This window comes from Lysinibacillus cavernae, assembly GCF_009724685.1.
In the GTDB taxonomy this organism is placed as follows: domain Bacteria; phylum Bacillota; class Bacilli; order Bacillales_A; family Planococcaceae; genus Lysinibacillus; species Lysinibacillus cavernae.
Genome location: NZ_WMEF01000011.1, coordinates 75889 through 93150, shown reverse-complemented (window position 1 = coordinate 93150; position 17262 = coordinate 75889). Strand labels below are relative to the sequence as shown.

The window sequence follows — 17262 nt, the reverse complement described above, 5'->3', positions numbered from 1 at the left end:
TTTTCGATACAAAAACAATTTATGAATCAAGATAAAAAAGAAAGGAGGGAGGGCTGTGAATTTAGATTTTACAGCTATCGTTCCCTCTATTCCTTATATTTTAAAAGGGATAGGTGTTACACTTCAAATTGCAATCGGTGCATCCATCATCGGTTTTATCGTAGGTATACTACTAGCATTATGTAAAATTGGCAAGGTAAATGTTTTACGTTGGTTTGCTGATTTCTATACATCCATTTTCCGTGGTACACCACTTGTTTTACAATTATTAATTATTTATTATGCAGTTCCACAATTACTAGATATTCAAATTGAACCCATTCCAACAGCCATTATTGCGTTTGGTTTAAACTCAGGTGCTTACATTTCAGAAATTATTCGTGCTGGAATTAACGCAGTGGATAAAGGACAAATGGAGGCAGCTCAAGCTCTTGGGATTCCGTATGCAAAAATGATGAAGGATATTATTATCCCACAAGCAGTAAAAAATATTTTACCGTCTTTAGTCAATGAATTTATTACATTAAATAAAGAGACAGCAGTTGTTACAGTAATTAGTGCGCTGGATATTATGCGTCGTGCCTATATTGTAGGGGGTTCGACATATCGTTATCTTGAGCCTTTACTCTTTGCAGGTATTATCTATTACATCATGACGCTAGTTTTAACGTTCCTTGGTAAACGAATCGAGAAAGGAATGAGAAAAAGTGATTAAAATTGAAGATTTACACAAATCATATGGACAGAATGAAGTACTGAAGGGCATTTCCACAGAAATAAAAGAACAAGAAGTAATCGCCATTATTGGTCCATCTGGATCTGGCAAATCGACGTTCCTACGCTGTTTAAACTTATTAGAAATCCCTACAAGCGGAAAAGTAACTATCGCTGGTGATGTCCTAACGGATAAAGGGACAAATATTATGAAAATACGTGAAGAAGTAGGTATGGTCTTTCAACATTTTCATCTCTTTCCACATAAAACTGTGCTTGAAAACTTAACATACGCTCCAATCAATGTGAAGGGTATGGACAAGACCACTGCAATCAATAAAGCAGAAGAGTTACTAAAGAAAGTAGGTCTCTTTGAGAAACGTCAAGAATATCCAAATCGTTTATCGGGTGGACAAAAGCAACGTGTTGCGATTGCACGAGCACTTGCGATGGACCCTCAAGTTATATTATTCGATGAGCCTACGTCAGCGCTTGACCCTGAAATGGTTAAAGAGGTATTGGCCGTGATGAAAAACCTTGCAGAAACTGGTATGACAATGCTGATTGTTACACATGAGATGGGCTTTGCTCGTGAAGTTGCTGATCGTATTCTATTTCTGGATGGTGGCAAACTTATTGAGGATGCTCCACCAGAGCAGTTTTTTACAGCACCATCAACACAGCGTGCAAAGGATTTTTTAGAGAAGGTTTTATAAATAATGAAACGCATTTAGCCCTCGTATAGAAGGGGAGCTAAATGCGTTTTTTATATGCGCTGGTCGTTACAGTTAAGGCATAAAAGATTTAGAAAAAGAGGACGTTTCAAATTGCTGTTGCAATGATTCAAATGTAAACAAATCTTCAATATGGTAGGTCCCTGAAGGATATTTGTTTTCAAGGAGCTGTGTAGCAATAGACGCTGCAACTTTTGCTGTAACAAGAGATTCATCATGGTCTATAAAGTCTACTATAACAGTTGTATCCTTGTGATGCTTTGTCCCAATAGCTTCAATTTTTATAGCACAAACATCTGAGCCAATTTTTGTTTTTTGAATGATTGAGGCAAGCGTTGTTTGTGCTTTATTAAACTTCAACAGATAGGCAATACGACTTTTTTGTAAAAATGATACGTACCGGTTGAGTGACTCTACATCAAAGCCCAATCTTGTCTCAATAGGAATATGAGAATAATGTCTCGTTAATGTGTGCTGATCTGAAAAATTAAATTGATATACACTACGTTTGCCAATTCCTTTAAATTGAACAATCCGCTTTTTAGTAAAATTAGCAACTTTGCGATTTCTGTAAGTATAATACGGTATATTTAATTGCTGCAATATCCAAAGAATCGCTGCGGTTCCATGTGTATCGCCTGCACCTAGTAAAATAGAAATATGAAGTTTCTCAATAGAGGATAATTGCTGTGCAGCATGCATGGCCATTAAATTGGTCAAACCTGGGGCCATCCCTACACTAAATACGGCTGTAGAATGATTCTGTTCAGCTATTAGATGGAGATCCTCTAATTTTTTTAGGAAGGCATAGCTTGCTGTAATATCAATATACTTAATCCCCTCCTTCAAGCAGAGATGCGCAAATGAAGTATTTTTTTGCTCTAAACACATAATCACAAGTGCTACATTGGCTAATTGCTGAGAAGGTACAGTCTTTGACACATCCATTTGTATAGGCTTAGCAAGGTCATGGTGTTGGGCGCAAAATTGTTTAGCCTTTTCTAAATTTCTACCAGCAATACACACTCTATTTGGATAGCTTGAGAGTAGTAAAGTTGCAATTTTACTACCAACTTCACCATAGCCCCCGACGATTAATATATTTTCTCTTGTCATTTGTTTCCCTCTTCTTTAATAGCTACTAAGGCATCTACCAAGTGTGATTTAAAATAGGGGATAACCTTTGTAAAGCCCATCTCATGTAGCAAATCAGTAAGTAACTCAAGTTTAATTGGATAGATAGTTGACCCAAGGGACTGCTCAAAGCGTAACCAATCATTTTCAGAGATATCGTTCTGGAGCATAGAACTTCGCCAATACTGAAGCTGCTGTTGGAATGTCGCGTCTTCAATGTCTGCATTGATTGAAGAAAGGAATAAAACACCACCGTCCTGTAAGCTATACGCCATTTTTTGTAGACATGCTTTTTTTTGTTCAATGTCCTTTAAAAAATGTAAAACTAAATGACAGGTAGCAACATCATATTGATGGTGGAATACGAGCGAAAGTACATCATCCTCATACCATTCGATATGAAGCGCCTGATCAAGTTGTTTTAGCCGCTTATCAGCAGCCAGTCGCATGATTGTTGATGTATCAACGGCTGTAAAATGTGAGGAAGGGAAGGCTTCTCCTAGCGTAAGAAGTTCCTGACCTCCGCCAGCACCTACTACTAAAATGTTATTGATGACTGTGTGACCACGAAGTATGTCTGTCATCATGTTATAGATGAGGTCATAGCCTATAATTTTTTGCCGAATCGTATTTTGATAAGTGGATACAATGGGACTGTGCCAATCATGTAGTGGATTTTTCATTTTTATACCTCCGTGTTGTACAATATAATTAAGAATTATTCTCAATTATAAATACTTATGGAGAATGTGCTATCCCATAATTCTGGGGGAGGAGTTTTATGAGAAATCGTCATGATTGGCAAAGGATATCAGCGAGATGTATAAAAAATAGTCAAAATTCATTTCAATATCGACAAATGATAGTAGAAGAATTACGGAGATTCATTGATTTTGATGCATATTGTTGTTCTGTGATAGATACGCAAACCCTTTTTTCTATAGGTGCTGTAACAGAGCAATCGATCGAGGATGTTCATCAAAAAATAATGACTTTAGAATATGCGACTGAAGACGTACATAACTATAGGAATCTAGTAGAAAGTGGCAAATGCATTGGACGGCTAAGTGATGCAAGTAGTCAGAGTTTACGATATAGGGAAATATTAGTGCCCTATGGATTTAGTGATGAAATTCGGGCTGCATTAATGTTTCAGGGGCAATGCTATGGCTTTTTAACCCTTTTTAAAAAGATGGAAAATGCACAGCCCATATTTCAAGATGATGAGCTAGAACAAGTAAAAATACTCATGTCAGTGATGGGAGAGGCATTAAAGGCATTCTACCATTCGATTATTGAAGAGCGGCTGTCAACGGAAGCAGGAGAGAGTGGCATCATTATTTTAGATAAGGATTATCATATTCTATCTATTAGTTCGAAGGCTTCTCAATTGTTAACCCATTTAAGAAGCAATGAAGGCTTGCTTGATTGGCAATTGCCCAAGCCAATACAGGCATTTTGTGCGAAGTTACAGGCTAACAGATTGAACATGCAAACTTCGTTATTAGTGCCTATTAATAACACGGGTTATATAACGATCCAAGCATCCTTGCTCAAGACAACCGATTCACAGCAACAAATAGCGATAATATTAAATGAAGCATCTCCTAAAGAAATGCTAACCTTTTTATTAACAGCTTATCATCTTACACCTAGAGAAAAGGAAGTAGTAGTTGAAATAATGAAGGGGGTGCCAACAAAAATCATTGCCCATAATCTTGGTATTTCCAGTTATACCGTTCAAGATCATTTAAAGATAATTTTTCAAAAAATAGATGTGGGGGATCGAAATGAGTTAGTATGGAAGATCTTTACCCGTTTTAATTGAATAAATAGGCACTATTAAAATCTGTTCATGTTCATCTAAAAGAACATCAGCAGATTTTTTTTTGAACTATGACAAGAGATAGGTTGAAAGGTTAAGAAAAATTAACTTAGAAAATGGCATTATTTCGTAGTGGAAAATAGGGAAGTTATAATATAATAAAAACCAGTAAGAGAGTCCTAAAAAATACAATACTCGACATCATTTTTAGGTATTAAGAGATAGAAAGGTTAATACACATCTGGATTTTATATTCAGAAAATTCAGTTAAATGGAGGTAATGACGATGACATGGACTTTTTATTTAAATGTCACAAATGACACGGATCGAGATTTAGAGCTAGTAGAATCACAGTTACATTGGGGTTATTGGAATACAGACGGTGAAGAGGATAAAAAACCTCAAGCTATTAAAGCGGGACAAACGATTCAAGCTGTTGGGGCCAAATCAGCCTTTGGACCAAATGGTTATGAATTTTCATGCTCCTGGAAAGATAAAAATAATGAAACGCAGGCACCATATGGGGTAATAAGTCTTTATGTGAATGTTCCCTATAATGATCCAAATGAAGCGAGCTGTCGAGCAAATGGATATTTTGAAGTAGCTGATTGGAAAGACATTGCACATGATGGTCATAACTTTGTGCGAAATATACGAATCTTTAACAAATTAGATATATCGAAACAAAAGGAACTAAATAATGATTTAAATACAAATTGGTCCAAAATCAAAGCACTCGTTGAAATTGAAGACGTGAGAGATATTGATTTAAATCAATATATTCCTAGTGGTGTTCATTTTGAAAAAATGTCATTATTCCGCACACCTGCCTTTAATATTTCAAAAAAGCTATGGGATGGGGTCAATGATTTAGAGTTTGATAGCCTTTACTTAAAACAGCGTGAGGTGCAACAGTATTTTTCCATTGAGGTAACTTGTTTAAGAGCCGACGCAACTAAAATTGAAACAGTTACTAAAAAGGGAAAAATTACAGTAAAAGATGAGTATGGAATATCGACTGCAAGTAAAGTGGTAGAGGAAAAAGTTAGCACCATTGAAACGGCCTTTAAATTTACAGAAAAGGTATCTGTATCTGATGAAAAAGTGGTAAAGGCAAGTGTTGCACAGGAATTACAGGCGGAATTAAAAGCAAAGTTTAATATATTAAATGCTGTTACAAAAGAGCAACAGCAAACGGAGAAAAAATCGAAAGAAAGAGTTTTTGAAGCACCAAGTGATAAAGATATGGACGTTGTACCTTGGATTTTTAGTAAAATGATTCTCCTTTATCGAACGGATAACAATCATGTAACAACGTTGATTGGTGCTTCTGAATGGGATTACGCCGTATTACATCGTACACATCTGTACGATGTAATGAATAATGCGAGAAAACCAATAATGACAGGAGGAGAGTACTAAAATGGCGACTTGGACATTCTCACTAATGATCACAAATGCAACAGACCGTGAGCTTGAAGTTTTTCAATCACAGTTGGAATGGGGAATCTGGAATACCGATGATAAGGAAGATAAAAAGCCGGTTAATATTCCTCCATATACAACATTACAGGCATTAGGAATAAAAGCATCCACTGGTCCAAATGGTTATGAATGCTCTTGTTCATGGCGAGATATAGTTCCGCTTGGTGAAAAATCATATGGCACAATTTCGTTAACATTAGACGTTCCGCAAAAAAGCGAAAATCGAGCTGAATGTTTAGCAGACCATCAATTGCACGTTGATAGCTGGGAAGACCTTCCTGAAAAAGGGCATAACTTTGTAAGATCTATCATTGTGACTAATAAGAATGCTTAAAAGAAAGTGGAACAAATGTGATGAAAATAGAGCTTAAATCGATCACAAAGGAAGATGAAGCCTTTCTCTACGAAATCTATGCTTCTACAAGAAATCAAGAAATAGATTCATGGGGATGGTCGGCTGAACAAAAGGCGCTTTTTTTAGAAATGCAATGGCGCACACAGCAAGTTTCCTATAATCAGCAATTTCAAGAGGCAAATCATTTTATCATTGTCGTAGGTGAGCAATACGTAGGGAGATTACTAACAGAAGAATTAACAGATTATCATCACCTTATTGATATTTCTATTTTACCAAGTTACCAAGGTAAAGGGATAGGTACATTGTTAATTACTCAACTTCTACAGAAGGCAAGAGAAGGGAATAAACCAGTTATATTGCAAGTTTTTCATACAAATCCTGCGAGAAATCTTTATGAGAGATTAGGATTTCAAGTATCGTCAGCAGATGAAATATATTTGAAAATGAGATGGCAGTAAGAATGAAATTTTTCTATTTCAAAAAACTCAAGACTATGTATCAGACATTTACTAAATATTTCGCATCGAAGTAGATATGGAAGTAGGGTCTATTAAGAAGCACATAAAGATATGTTAGCGAGTGTTATTTAATGGGTTTTTATAGCATTCATTGAAATTACATTAAGGAGGGTGCATTATGTCAGATCAATATATAGGCGAAATCCGCATGTTTAGTGGTAAATATGCTCCAGTAGGATGGGAATTATGCAATGGTCAATTATTGACTATTACAGGTAATGAGGCACTCTTTTCATTAATAGGTGTCAAATACGGTGGAGATGGTGCAACGAATTTTGCTTTACCTGATTTACGTGGAAGATTACCAATTCATACTAGTTCTCAGTATCCATGGGCAAGTAAAGGTGGAGTGGAGACAGTTACATTAACGGAGGAAAATTTACCTGCACATACGCATGAAGTTTATGCCAATAATATAACAACTGATGCAACAGAAAATTCACCAGCTAATAATACATGGGGTGTATCAACTCTCACAAACTATCAAACGAATGTTACCAGTAATATTATACAAATGAACAACGAGTTAGTTTCTAATGCAGGTGGGACTTACTCTCATAATAACATCATGCCATCATTAGTCATTAATTTTATTATTGCAACGCAGGGTCTTTATCCGGATTTTCAATAAAAGGAGTGAGTATAATGGCAGAGCCATTTTTAGGAGAAATACGTCTTTTTAGTTTCGATAAAATACCGAGAGGGTGGCTTCCTTGTAATGGTCAATTGTTAATGATAACTGGAAATATTGCGCTATATTCATTGTTAGGATGTACGTATGGCGGGGATGGTAAGTCAACCTTTGCGCTTCCAAATTTACAAGGTAAAGTACCATTACATCAAGGTAATCAGATTGCTTACGGAACAGTAGGAGGAGAGGAAGCACATACATTGACAGTTAACGAGATACCCTCTCATACCCATGATATAACAGCAGATTCCTCAACAACAGATAAGCCCTCACCAAAAGACAATACGTGGGGGGCAGTTAATGGAAAGAATATTTATGCTAAAAATCATAATACAGCCATGAATGAAGCTGCTTTGTCAAGTACAGGACAGAATAAAGCACATAATAATATGCAGCCCTATTTAAGCTTATCATTTTGTATTGCAACAATGGGCATTTTTCCAAGTAGAGGATAAGGAGAGATTATAGAATGGATCCGTATTTAGGTGAAATTAGAATTTTCGCAGGAAACTATGCTCCGAGGGATTGGGCATTTTGTGATGGCAGTCTATTGTCTATTGCTCAATATAATGCTTTATTTTCCATTATCGGAATAACTTATGGCGGAGATGGTAAGACAACATTTCAGTTACCTGATTTAAGGGGACGTGCCCCCATACACTATGGCGATGGTCCTGGTTTAACACCAAGGACATTTGCCCAATCAATAGGATCAAGTACAGTAACACTTAATGAAACGCAAATGCCTATTCATACACATAGAGCACAGGGTTCCTCTGTAGTAGCAGGTGGCATTAACAATCCCACTAATGCCATTTGGGGAAGTGAGTTAGCAATTTCAACAAAACCATATGTTAATTTGAAAAATGCAGTTGCAATGAAGGTGGATATAGTAAAGCCACAAGGTGGGAATCAGCCACATAATAATATGCAACCTTTTGTAGCAATGAATTTTATTATTTGTTTAGATGGAGTATTTCCTCCAAAGCCATAGGAAGGGGGAGTGAGAATGGATCTAACTTCTTTTATGAAAACAGCAGTATACAAAGTATTTTTAATTGTTACCATTGCTACGGTTGTTTTCTCAACCTTAGGAATTCAACCTGCAAGTGCTAGTTCTACAATATCGTTATCTCCCGTGGATCAGATGAATGTACAAAAGGACTCAAATGGTAATTTACTTACAGAATATAAGGCACCTGATATTATGAATGTTGCATATAAAGCTAATATGATAGATTTTGTTGCCCTCAAATTTGGCCCTATTGATACATCTAAATCTATTCTTTCAGCTCAGCTCACTTTATATGGAATTAATCAAGATAGTAAATCTTCTTCCAATCTAACAGTTAAGATAGGAAATAATAGTTGGGATAGTAATTCACAGGGAAGTGAATTTCCGAATTTTATGCAAGCGGAAGAAGGAATTACTACGAATGTAACATCAAGTGACGGCTCCGAAATATACCAAAAATTAATTGATGTTACAAATTTAGTAAAAAATGCATCAGCTATTAGTGGGGATAATGTTACATTTATATTAACAAGCGATTCAAGTGAGATGACTGTAGTTAAATTTAGTAGCTCGATGGAACCTGAGCTGGCACCCTTGGCACCTTCTCTAAAAATTACCTATGGTGATGCCCATGTCCAAAATAGTCCACCTACCGATATAAAATTAGATCCAGCCACAGTAGAAGAAAACCAACCAACAGGAACAACGGTGGGAACTTTAAGCGCTACAGATCCCGATGCTGGAGAGACGTTAACGTATAGTTTAGTTGCAGGTCAAGGGGATACGAATAATAGTAGCTTTAGTATTTATGGAGATCAGTTGAAAACGGAAAGTATGTTTGATTATGAAACTAATAGTAGCTATAGTGTACGGATTAGGGTAACAGATAAAGGTGGCTTATTTTATGAAAAGGAATTTACTATTTCGGTTATCGATGTCAACGAAGATCCGATACCTATACTACTATCAACAGCACCAGTAAACAATGCAACAGATGTTTCAATTAACCCTACACTTTCTTTAACATTTAGCGAAAATGTAGAAGCTGTTGAAGGAAAGAACATTCGTATCTATGATCAAAATGATAATTTAATAGAATCAATAGAAGCTACTAATGCGACTGTAAATGGCTCTATGGTATCAATTCAACCAACTAACACTCTATTAAAAGGAAAGACTTATTATGTATTAATGGATAATGGGGCATTCATGGATACGGCAAATCAGGGGATAGCAGGTATAACATCAACTAATACATGGCGTTTTACTACGTTATCTCCTAGTGATAATGCCTATTTAAGTAATTTAGTTATTTCATCAGGCAATTTAAATCCTAATTTTACAGATAGTACAGTGAATTATCAGGTTAATGTTGCTTATAATGTTGAAAATATTGATATAGCGCCAACAACTGCAAATAGTAGCGCAACTCTTACATTAAATGGTACCTCCATTGCAAGTGGGCTATTGAGCACCATACCTCTAAATGTAGGCAGTAACACAATTACCATTGTTGTGACTGCTGAAAACGGAGTAGCCACTAAAACATATACCCTTACGGTGATAAGAGCATTACCTACTCTCGAACAAGTAGACAATGTCGCTTTAAGTACTAGTGGTATTGCGACATGGACCGATATAGCAGGTGAATCTTCCTATGCTGTACAGCTCTTTAAAGGTGGCTCTCCGATTGGTAGTGTCGTTGATATATCAGCAGATACAACAACGCATAATTTCTTACCAACAATGCGTGCAGCTGGAGTGGGAGCATATACAGTAACCGTAAAAGCCAAGGGAGATGGGCTAGCATATTTAGATGGAGTTCCGTCAATTCATTCCAATACACAAACGATTATTAAGCTAGCAAGCATTACAAATGGCTTGAGCTGGGATGGAAATATTGCGAAATGGCAGGCTATCCCTAATGCTGTGAGCTATGATGTGCTTCTGTATAAGGAAGGTGCAGCGGTTGGAACAGCAACAAATGTATTAGCTGGAAATATCAATGAAGGTTTTGACTTTACTACCGCATTCCAAACAAATGGCGTAGGAAGCTATACTTTTACTGTACAGCCAAAAGGTGATGAACTACTCATTTTAGATGGGGGTCAAGGTGTATCATCAGCTGCAAAAATCATTTCACCTTTAACTTATACAGTTTTATACGATGGTAACGGTAGTACAGGTGGAACTATACCTCAAGATAATGCAACATATAGTCAAAATGACGATGTTACTGTAGCTGTAAATGATGGGTATCTAGTTAAAACAGGGCACTCTTTTATAGGCTGGAATACAAAGGCGGATGGTACAGGAACTTCTTATTTGCCGAATAATACCTTTAAAATAGCAACCGAGAATGTCACACTTTTTGCACAATGGGCAATTAATCATTATACAGTGAGCTTTGATGTAGCAGGAGGAAGTGCCGTCTCAAATCAAATGGTAGAGCATGGGGACAAAGCAAGTCAACCAACCCTTGAGCCAATAAAAGCTGGTCATACATTTGGCGGCTGGTATACAAGCGGTACTGGGAATACACCATTTAGTTTTGATACTGCCATTACAGGAGACACCGTAGTCTACGCAAAATGGAATCCAGTGACATATACGGTGAGCTTTGATGTGGGTGGAGGAAGTGCAGTCTCGTCACAAACCATAACCTATGGAGAAAAGGCAACGGAGCCAACACCTGAACCAACAAAAGATGGCTATACATTTGGTGGCTGGTATACAAGCGGTACTGGGAATACACCATTTAGTTTTGATACTGCTATTACAGGAGACGCAACTGTCTATGCAAAATGGAGTCCAATGACGTATACGGTGAGCTTTGATGTGGGTGGAGGAAGTGTAGTTACATCGCAATCCATAGCCTATGGAGAGAAAGCGACAGAGCCAACCCCAGTGCCAACAAAAGCAAACTATATATTTGGCGGCTGGTACACAAGCGGTACCGGAGATAAGCCATTTAATTTTTCTAATGGGATTACAGAAGACACAATCGTCTATGCGAAATGGAATCCAATGACGTATATGGTGAGCTTTAATGTGGATGGAGGAAGTGTAGTCAATTCGCAAACAATAATCTCTGGGGAAAAGGTAACGGAGCCAACCCCAGCGCCAACAAAAGCGGGGCATACATTTGATGGCTGGTATACAAGTGGTGCCTACACGACGACATATGATTTTGACAGTGTAATTACAGCGGATACAACGATTTATGCAAAATGGAATCCATTAGCTGTGACACATACGGTAAGCTTTGATGTAGCAGGAGGAAGTGCCATATCAAATCAGACGGTGGCACATGAAGGAAAAGCAAGTCAGCCGACACCAACGCCAACAAAAGCGGGGCATACATTTGGTGGCTGGTATACAAGTAATGCCTACACAACACCATATAATTTTGATACTGCTATTACAGCGAACACAGTGATTTATGCAAAATGGATTAGTAGTAATACAGGTGGCGGCAATACGGATCCTTCACCAAATCCTGATTCAGGTTCATCAACACCTTCAACCAATGTAGAGGAAATTGTGGTAGATGTTGAGTCTGGTGATGGTGACCTAGTTTCTAAAACAACAATAAAACGAACAAAAAATGTAGATAACACGATAAACGATGAAGTGACATTAACTGCAGAGAGCGCAACAGAGACGATTAGGAAATTAAAGGAACAAGGAAATGATAAAGCTAGAATAATTATTCCAGACCAGCAGGATCAAGTAAATCAAGTCCATGTGTCCATACCAAAAAATGTGGTGACACTTTTAAAAAATGGTGCAGTCCATCTTGAAATTGTCACAGATAACGTCAGAATTGAAGTGCCAAAAACTTCGTTGGAAATGTTTAATGATAATCTCTATTTCCGACTTGTTCCTATAAAAGGGCAGGCTGAACAATTGGATATCAAAGAACAAGCAAAAAAGGAAAGGGTTGTGCAGCAGTTGGCAGGAAGTGCAGTTGTTGAGTTGCTTGGTCGTCCAATGACCATAGAAACAAATATGCAAAGCCGTCCCGTCACATTAACCTTACCTCTACCTACAGATTTAACACAGGAACAGCTTGATCATCTGGCTATCTATATTGAGCATAGTGATGGCACAAAAGAGGTTGTGTATGGAAAGATTGTAGAATTTCAAAAAGGAATAGCAGGTTTACAGTTTGTGGTAAATAAGTTCTCCACTTTCTCCATTCTCTACTTACCAGAAAAGGAAGAAGTGACGGAGCTAATTACAGATGCTGTTACAAATACACCTTATATTAAAGGCTACCAGGATGGTGCCTTTCGTCCAAATGCCCCTGTTACACGAGCACAAATGGCAAGTATGTTTGCTCGTCAATTAACAGGTAATGAAATTCCGCAAGCGAAGGCAACATATACAGATACACTACAACATGATGCTAAAGATGCTATAGAATTTGCGAAGGAAAAGGGTCTGTTTAAAGGGGTTACTACAACTAATTTTAATCCAAACGGCTTGATTACTCGTGCTCAGATGGCAACAGTGGCTGCCCGCTGGATAGAAGAGCAATGTGTAAATCGTCCAAATGTAGATTTCTGTCAACCAACTTCACAAAGTGTAGTATTAAAAGATGTGAGTCTCAATCATTGGGCTGTTAAAGCGATTGATACTGTTAGTAAATTGGGTATAATGACCGGCATGACAGCAGACACATTTAACCCTGATGGTTATGTAACGCGTGCACAAGCGGTGAAGGTACTAAATCGCTTGTTTGAGCGTCAAGTAACAAAAGAGCATCAAAATCCAACTTTTACAGATGTCCCAAGCACTCATTGGGCGTTTTATGAAATCCAAGAAGCGGCACAAAATTAAAAAGAAGCACGGCGATTTAGTTTTCGATTCGTCGTGCTTTTTTTTCTTTATTCAAAGAGGAACTGATAACCAGATCCTCTCACAGTTACAATTTTAGCTCGATGACCGGAGGCGGACTCCAGTTTTTTTCGTAAATTACTAATATGCACTTTCAATGCCTGTGTTTGTCCAATGCTTTCCTCTGCCCAGATCAGTTTGTACAATTCAGTCGGATGGAAAATTTGCTCTGGGCGTTGTGCTAGAAAGAATAAAATTTGAAATTCTTTTGTTGATAATGTTAATGCTATATCCTCAATATAAGCCCTTCCGGAATGAACATGAAAGTGAAAATTATCAATGATTCGAATAGCTTCATCTTTACTAGGCCTATCTATTAAATGTGTTTGCTTCCTTCGTAAAGCGATTCTTTCAATGGTTTTCATTAAACGCATTTTTTCTATTGGCTTTAAAATATAGTCTACTGCCTGAACTGAAAATGCCTCAATAGCATAATGCTCATAGGCGGTTATAAAGATGATATCCATTAATTGCGCTAATTCTTCTACTTTGCTGGCAACCTCAATGCCATTCATCTCCGCCATTTCAATATCTAAAAAAAGAATATCTGGCTTTAGCTTAAAGATGTTGTCTATCGCTTCTAGAGGATTTGTAAACTTGCCAATAACCTCTACTGTCTCATTGTCCTTTAACATTGCCTCTAATAAGTGGATTGCTAAAATTTCATCGTCCACGATGATCGATTTTAACATTCTTTCACCTCTTTTCATCCAAAATTAATGGAAATTTTATTGTTACGGTCGTTCCTTTATCTACAACACTTTCGATAAGGAAAGTAGCATTTTCATATTTTTTTAAACGTTTAGAGATATTACGGATTCCTACACCTTGATGAACGGAATGCTCTTCCGCTAAAATGTTTTCTACCATTTTTTGTGTCATCCCACTACCGTTATCCTTGATTAGGATATCAATCATTTGTTGCTCTTTTTTAATAGTCATTGTCACTTTTCCATTTACTCGTTTGTTTTTTAATCCGTGAAAAAGTGCATTTTCCACTAAAGGCTGAAGTAGCAGGGGGGGAATCAGTATGCTTAAATGCTCCTCCACCTGACTTTCCCATACTAGCTGATCTGGATATCTTGTCTGGTGAATATTTACGTAAGCTTGTATAAGCGTAAGTTCTTGTTCTAAAGGAATAAGGCTATTAGTATTCTCAAATGAAAAGCTGCTTCTTAAAAATGTGGCAAAATCCGTTATCATAGTACGCGCTTTATCTATGTCTAAATAGCTCAGCGAAAGAATGGAATTTAAAACATTATAAATAAAATGTGGTTTAATTTGTGCTTGTAAAAAAGCAGTTTCCATTTTTACAGCTGTTTCCGCAGATTCCTTTAGCAAGATAAGATTTCTAACTCTTGTCTTCAATTCAGCAGTATCTAATGGCTTATGTAGAAAATCATTAGCTCCAGATTGGAAAGCTGCAAGCAAATCCTCTGGACGAATGGCTGCTGTGAGCATTAATATTGGTAGTTCCGCAGAAGAATAGTTCTTTCTAATTTGCTGGCAGACCTCGTATCCAGAAAGGTTAGGCATCATAATATCTAAAATCAGTAAATCGATGTCTGGATGCAATATTAATTGTTGAAAAACCTGCTGACTATCGTCAACCGCAATGATAGAGTAATTCTCCTTTGCAAGAATATCGATTAATACTTTGAGGTTAATATGATCATCATCAGCAATCAGTATTTTTTTGCCCATTTTTCTTTCTGTAAAATAAGGGAAAGTTATCGGCAAATATTCTTTAGTCAATGTGATTTGATTTTTTTGTTGTTTATATTGCTGCTCTTTCTTTAATTGTTCTACAGGTAGTTTGACGCAGAAAGTTGTGCCTTGGTCAACGACTGAATGGACAGTGATTTCCCCACCATGCAGCTTTACAAGCTCTTTAGTCACATTTAGACCTAGACCTGCTCCTCTACTTGCATTTCCTAACTGTCGGAATGGCTCAAAGATCGACTCTAAATGTTCGGGAGCAATACCTCGACCAGTGTCACTTACTTCAATAACAAGGAATCCATGTTCTTCATAACATGAAATCTCTACTTTTCCGTGCCTCGTATATTTAACAGCATTTTCTATTAAGTTATAAAGAATTTGACGTAGTCTATCCTCGTCAGCTAATATGAATTTTCCTCGTTCGATGTAATTGTAAATTTTTACGTCTTTATTTTCGATGTACGACAATATTTCAACGATGACATGAGTTACAGAATAAAGATCAACGTTGGTAAGACGTAGTTTTAGTTCACCTTCTTTTAATTTTGAAAAATCTAATATGTCATTAACAAGGTGAGATAACTTTTCTGTGATATTAAATATGAGCGATATTTTTTCCTTTTGTTCCAGTGTTAATGTAGAGCTGTCATGAGGCTCTAACATGGACTGAGAAATGGCAATCACACCGTGTAATGGAGTGCGAAATTCATGGGAAGTTTTTGCGAGAAACTCATCTTTTAATTTATCTACTCTAATTAAAGCTTTTGTTAATCTTCCCTTTTCTAAATAAGAATCTGTAAAACGATGAGAAATATAAAGAGAGAGCATCGTTAAACAAATGAAAGGGAGCAAGGGAGGTAAAGAGTAGATTTCTAGATTGATATTGAGATTTAAAGTAGCTACAACCATATAGACGAGAATAGCAAATGAACTAAGCCATAAATAAATGGCTCCAACTGCTCGTTTAAAGATTGCAATGGTTTGAATATAAAGGATATAACAGATATTCATAAAAATATAAATGGAATACACAATTTGTAAGTATGAGCTAATGGATATTGGTAGCATAACGGTAGCTAATAATACAAATCCAATAATACAAAGTAATTTCACGACTTTTTTATAAGCAAATTGATGTAAGGCATGGTAAAAATACAACAGCATGAATATGCCTGTACAGATACTTGAAATGATCTGAACTCTTATAAGGAGTTCATAGGAGATAGGGAGTAACAACATTAATATTTTTTCTCCATGGGAGGCATAGTATAAAGCAACCATGAAGCAGAATAAGGAAAAGTATAGCTGATCGATTTCAAGCTTGGCATAAAGATATGAACCAGCAAAATAGATAAACATTGTAAAAAAGGCAGCAATGGTTATTAAATCGTAGAAAAGTGAGCTTTCTCTTAATTTACCAATACTTTCTTGATCCCCGATAAAAATTGACCCAATAATTCCTCCACCTGATGCATAATCAAAATTAGCTACATGAATGATGAGTTCAAGTTCTCCCTTTTCAGGCGAGAAATAAGCAATATACGGGACATTTTGTTGTACAAATGTCGAGTCTTCTGCAGGTTCACCACTTTGTCCAATGCGTTTTTCATTAATGTAAACGGCATTCGACATCCGAATATTACCGGTTTTTATACCCAATATAGTATCTGTATCATTAATTAAAATTTTTAACCGATAGGTACCGCTACCAAAAGTAGTGAAATTTTGATCATCAAGTTTGTACTTTGACCATAGTGATGGAACATTTACTAAATAAGATTTGTAATGATCGAATTCTGAATAGTTTAATAATTTATTAGGGACAAAATCCCATTCTCCATCCAAACTGATGGTATTACGGTGCATATCATACTGTCTTAGATCTATTACTCCAGCAACTGCTTTTGGAGCATTAGGGCTCTCATTACTGAGTAATTGAGACGTCACCCCAATCATCACAACACTAATAATGACCATAAAAATAAGTAACAACTTTCTCATTCTTGTTCTCTCAATCTTGTTATTTTAAGACAATGTTGTACATACGTATGTAATTATACCCATAGTATATCATGTGAAAGTTGGGTAAGAATAGTTAAAATGCGCATGATTTCCTATCATAAGCGCTAGGCTATGGATAGATTTTGTGCATTTTATGTAATT

14 protein-coding genes are annotated in these 17262 nt (G+C 36.7%); 10 read left to right on the top strand and 4 right to left on the bottom strand.

The features are described 5' to 3' along the window. Window positions 1–55 precede the first annotated feature (55 nt). Both GJU32_RS18620 and GJU32_RS18615 read left to right on the top strand, forming a co-directional pair. Entirely contained in the window at window positions 56–715 is a 660-nt protein-coding gene (locus GJU32_RS18620; RefSeq protein WP_155593426.1) for an amino acid ABC transporter permease, read from the top strand. Beyond that, a complete protein-coding gene (locus GJU32_RS18615; protein ID WP_155593425.1) occupies window positions 708–1430 on the top strand; it encodes an amino acid ABC transporter ATP-binding protein in 723 nt (240 codons plus the stop codon). Before GJU32_RS18620 ends, GJU32_RS18615 begins: the two co-directional genes overlap by 8 nt. 72 nt (window positions 1431–1502) lie before the next feature. On the opposite strand, the gene GJU32_RS18610 is transcribed toward GJU32_RS18615, so the two are convergent. Both GJU32_RS18610 and GJU32_RS18605 read right to left on the bottom strand, forming a co-directional pair. After that, window positions 1503–2564, bottom strand: coding sequence for a saccharopine dehydrogenase family protein (locus GJU32_RS18610; protein ID WP_155593424.1), 1062 nt, complete (start codon window positions 2562–2564; stop codon window positions 1503–1505). After that, window positions 2561–3265: a class I SAM-dependent methyltransferase gene (locus tag GJU32_RS18605; protein WP_155593423.1), complete on the bottom strand. Its 705-nt coding sequence runs from the start codon at window positions 3263–3265 to the stop codon at window positions 2561–2563. Before GJU32_RS18605 ends, GJU32_RS18610 begins: the two co-directional genes overlap by 4 nt. A gap of 98 nt (window positions 3266–3363) precedes the next feature. Between GJU32_RS18605 and GJU32_RS18600 the strand changes: the two genes are divergently transcribed. The 8 genes from GJU32_RS18600 to GJU32_RS18565 all read left to right on the top strand — a co-directional run bounded on the left by GJU32_RS18600 (window position 3364) and on the right by GJU32_RS18565 (window position 13320). Next, on the top strand, window positions 3364–4410 hold the full coding sequence (locus tag GJU32_RS18600) for a LuxR C-terminal-related transcriptional regulator (RefSeq protein WP_155593422.1): 1047 nt from the start codon (window positions 3364–3366) through the stop codon (window positions 4408–4410). A gap of 283 nt (window positions 4411–4693) precedes the next feature. Continuing rightward, the gene (locus GJU32_RS18595; RefSeq protein WP_155593421.1) at window positions 4694–5830 is read left to right on the top strand and encodes a hypothetical protein; all 1137 of its coding nucleotides are present in this window, start codon (window positions 4694–4696) and stop codon (window positions 5828–5830) included. Between the two features lies 1 nt (window position 5831). Next, the gene (locus tag GJU32_RS18590) at window positions 5832–6227 is read left to right on the top strand and encodes a hypothetical protein (protein ID WP_155593420.1); all 396 of its coding nucleotides are present in this window, start codon (window positions 5832–5834) and stop codon (window positions 6225–6227) included. A 20-nt stretch (window positions 6228–6247) separates the two neighbouring features. Then, complete coding sequence (locus GJU32_RS18585) at window positions 6248–6709, top strand: GNAT family N-acetyltransferase (protein WP_155593419.1); 462 nt, start codon at window positions 6248–6250, stop codon at window positions 6707–6709. Window positions 6710–6887: 178 nt separating this feature from the next. Beyond that, window positions 6888–7400 (top strand): phage tail protein, encoded by a 513-nt coding sequence (locus tag GJU32_RS18580; protein WP_155593418.1) that lies wholly within the window; start codon window positions 6888–6890, stop codon window positions 7398–7400. 14 nt (window positions 7401–7414) lie between these two features. Next, entirely contained in the window at window positions 7415–7915 is a 501-nt protein-coding gene (locus tag GJU32_RS18575; RefSeq protein WP_155593417.1) for a phage tail protein, read from the top strand. Between the two features lie 14 nt (window positions 7916–7929). Next, window positions 7930–8454: a phage tail protein gene (locus tag GJU32_RS18570; protein WP_155593416.1), complete on the top strand. Its 525-nt coding sequence runs from the start codon at window positions 7930–7932 to the stop codon at window positions 8452–8454. A gap of 15 nt (window positions 8455–8469) precedes the next feature. Beyond that, a complete protein-coding gene (locus GJU32_RS18565) occupies window positions 8470–13320 on the top strand; it encodes an InlB B-repeat-containing protein (RefSeq protein ID WP_155593415.1) in 4851 nt (1616 codons plus the stop codon). Window positions 13321–13367: 47 nt separating this feature from the next. On the opposite strand, the gene GJU32_RS18560 is transcribed toward GJU32_RS18565, so the two are convergent. Both GJU32_RS18560 and GJU32_RS18555 read right to left on the bottom strand, forming a co-directional pair. Then, the gene (locus GJU32_RS18560; RefSeq protein WP_230875092.1) at window positions 13368–14087 is read right to left on the bottom strand and encodes a DNA-binding response regulator; all 720 of its coding nucleotides are present in this window, start codon (window positions 14085–14087) and stop codon (window positions 13368–13370) included. Next, a complete protein-coding gene (locus GJU32_RS18555) occupies window positions 14074–17100 on the bottom strand; it encodes an ATP-binding protein (RefSeq protein ID WP_155593413.1) in 3027 nt (1008 codons plus the stop codon). Before GJU32_RS18555 ends, GJU32_RS18560 begins: the two co-directional genes overlap by 14 nt. Window positions 17101–17262 lie beyond the last annotated feature (162 nt).

Bases quoted from the DNA above. Each gene is read 5' to 3' on its own strand.
- GJU32_RS18610 (WP_155593424.1), bottom strand. From the start codon at position 2,564: ATGACAAGAGAAAATATATTAATCGTCGGGGGCTATGGTGAAGTTGGT.
- GJU32_RS18605 (WP_155593423.1), bottom strand. From the start codon at position 3,265: ATGAAAAATCCACTACATGATTGGCACAGTCCCATTGTATCCACTTAT.
- GJU32_RS18600 (WP_155593422.1), top strand. From the start codon at position 3,364: ATGAGAAATCGTCATGATTGGCAAAGGATATCAGCGAGATGTATAAAA.
- GJU32_RS18595 (WP_155593421.1), top strand. From the start codon at position 4,694: ATGACATGGACTTTTTATTTAAATGTCACAAATGACACGGATCGAGAT.
- GJU32_RS18590 (WP_155593420.1), top strand. From the start codon at position 5,832: ATGGCGACTTGGACATTCTCACTAATGATCACAAATGCAACAGACCGT.
- GJU32_RS18585 (WP_155593419.1), top strand. From the start codon at position 6,248: ATGAAAATAGAGCTTAAATCGATCACAAAGGAAGATGAAGCCTTTCTC.
- GJU32_RS18580 (WP_155593418.1), top strand. From the start codon at position 6,888: ATGTCAGATCAATATATAGGCGAAATCCGCATGTTTAGTGGTAAATAT.
- GJU32_RS18575 (WP_155593417.1), top strand. From the start codon at position 7,415: ATGGCAGAGCCATTTTTAGGAGAAATACGTCTTTTTAGTTTCGATAAA.
- GJU32_RS18570 (WP_155593416.1), top strand. From the start codon at position 7,930: ATGGATCCGTATTTAGGTGAAATTAGAATTTTCGCAGGAAACTATGCT.
- GJU32_RS18565 (WP_155593415.1), top strand. From the start codon at position 8,470: ATGGATCTAACTTCTTTTATGAAAACAGCAGTATACAAAGTATTTTTA.
- GJU32_RS18560 (WP_230875092.1), bottom strand. From the start codon at position 14,087: ATGAAAAGAGGTGAAAGAATGTTAAAATCGATCATCGTGGACGATGAA.
- GJU32_RS18555 (WP_155593413.1), bottom strand. From the start codon at position 17,100: ATGAGAAAGTTGTTACTTATTTTTATGGTCATTATTAGTGTTGTGATG.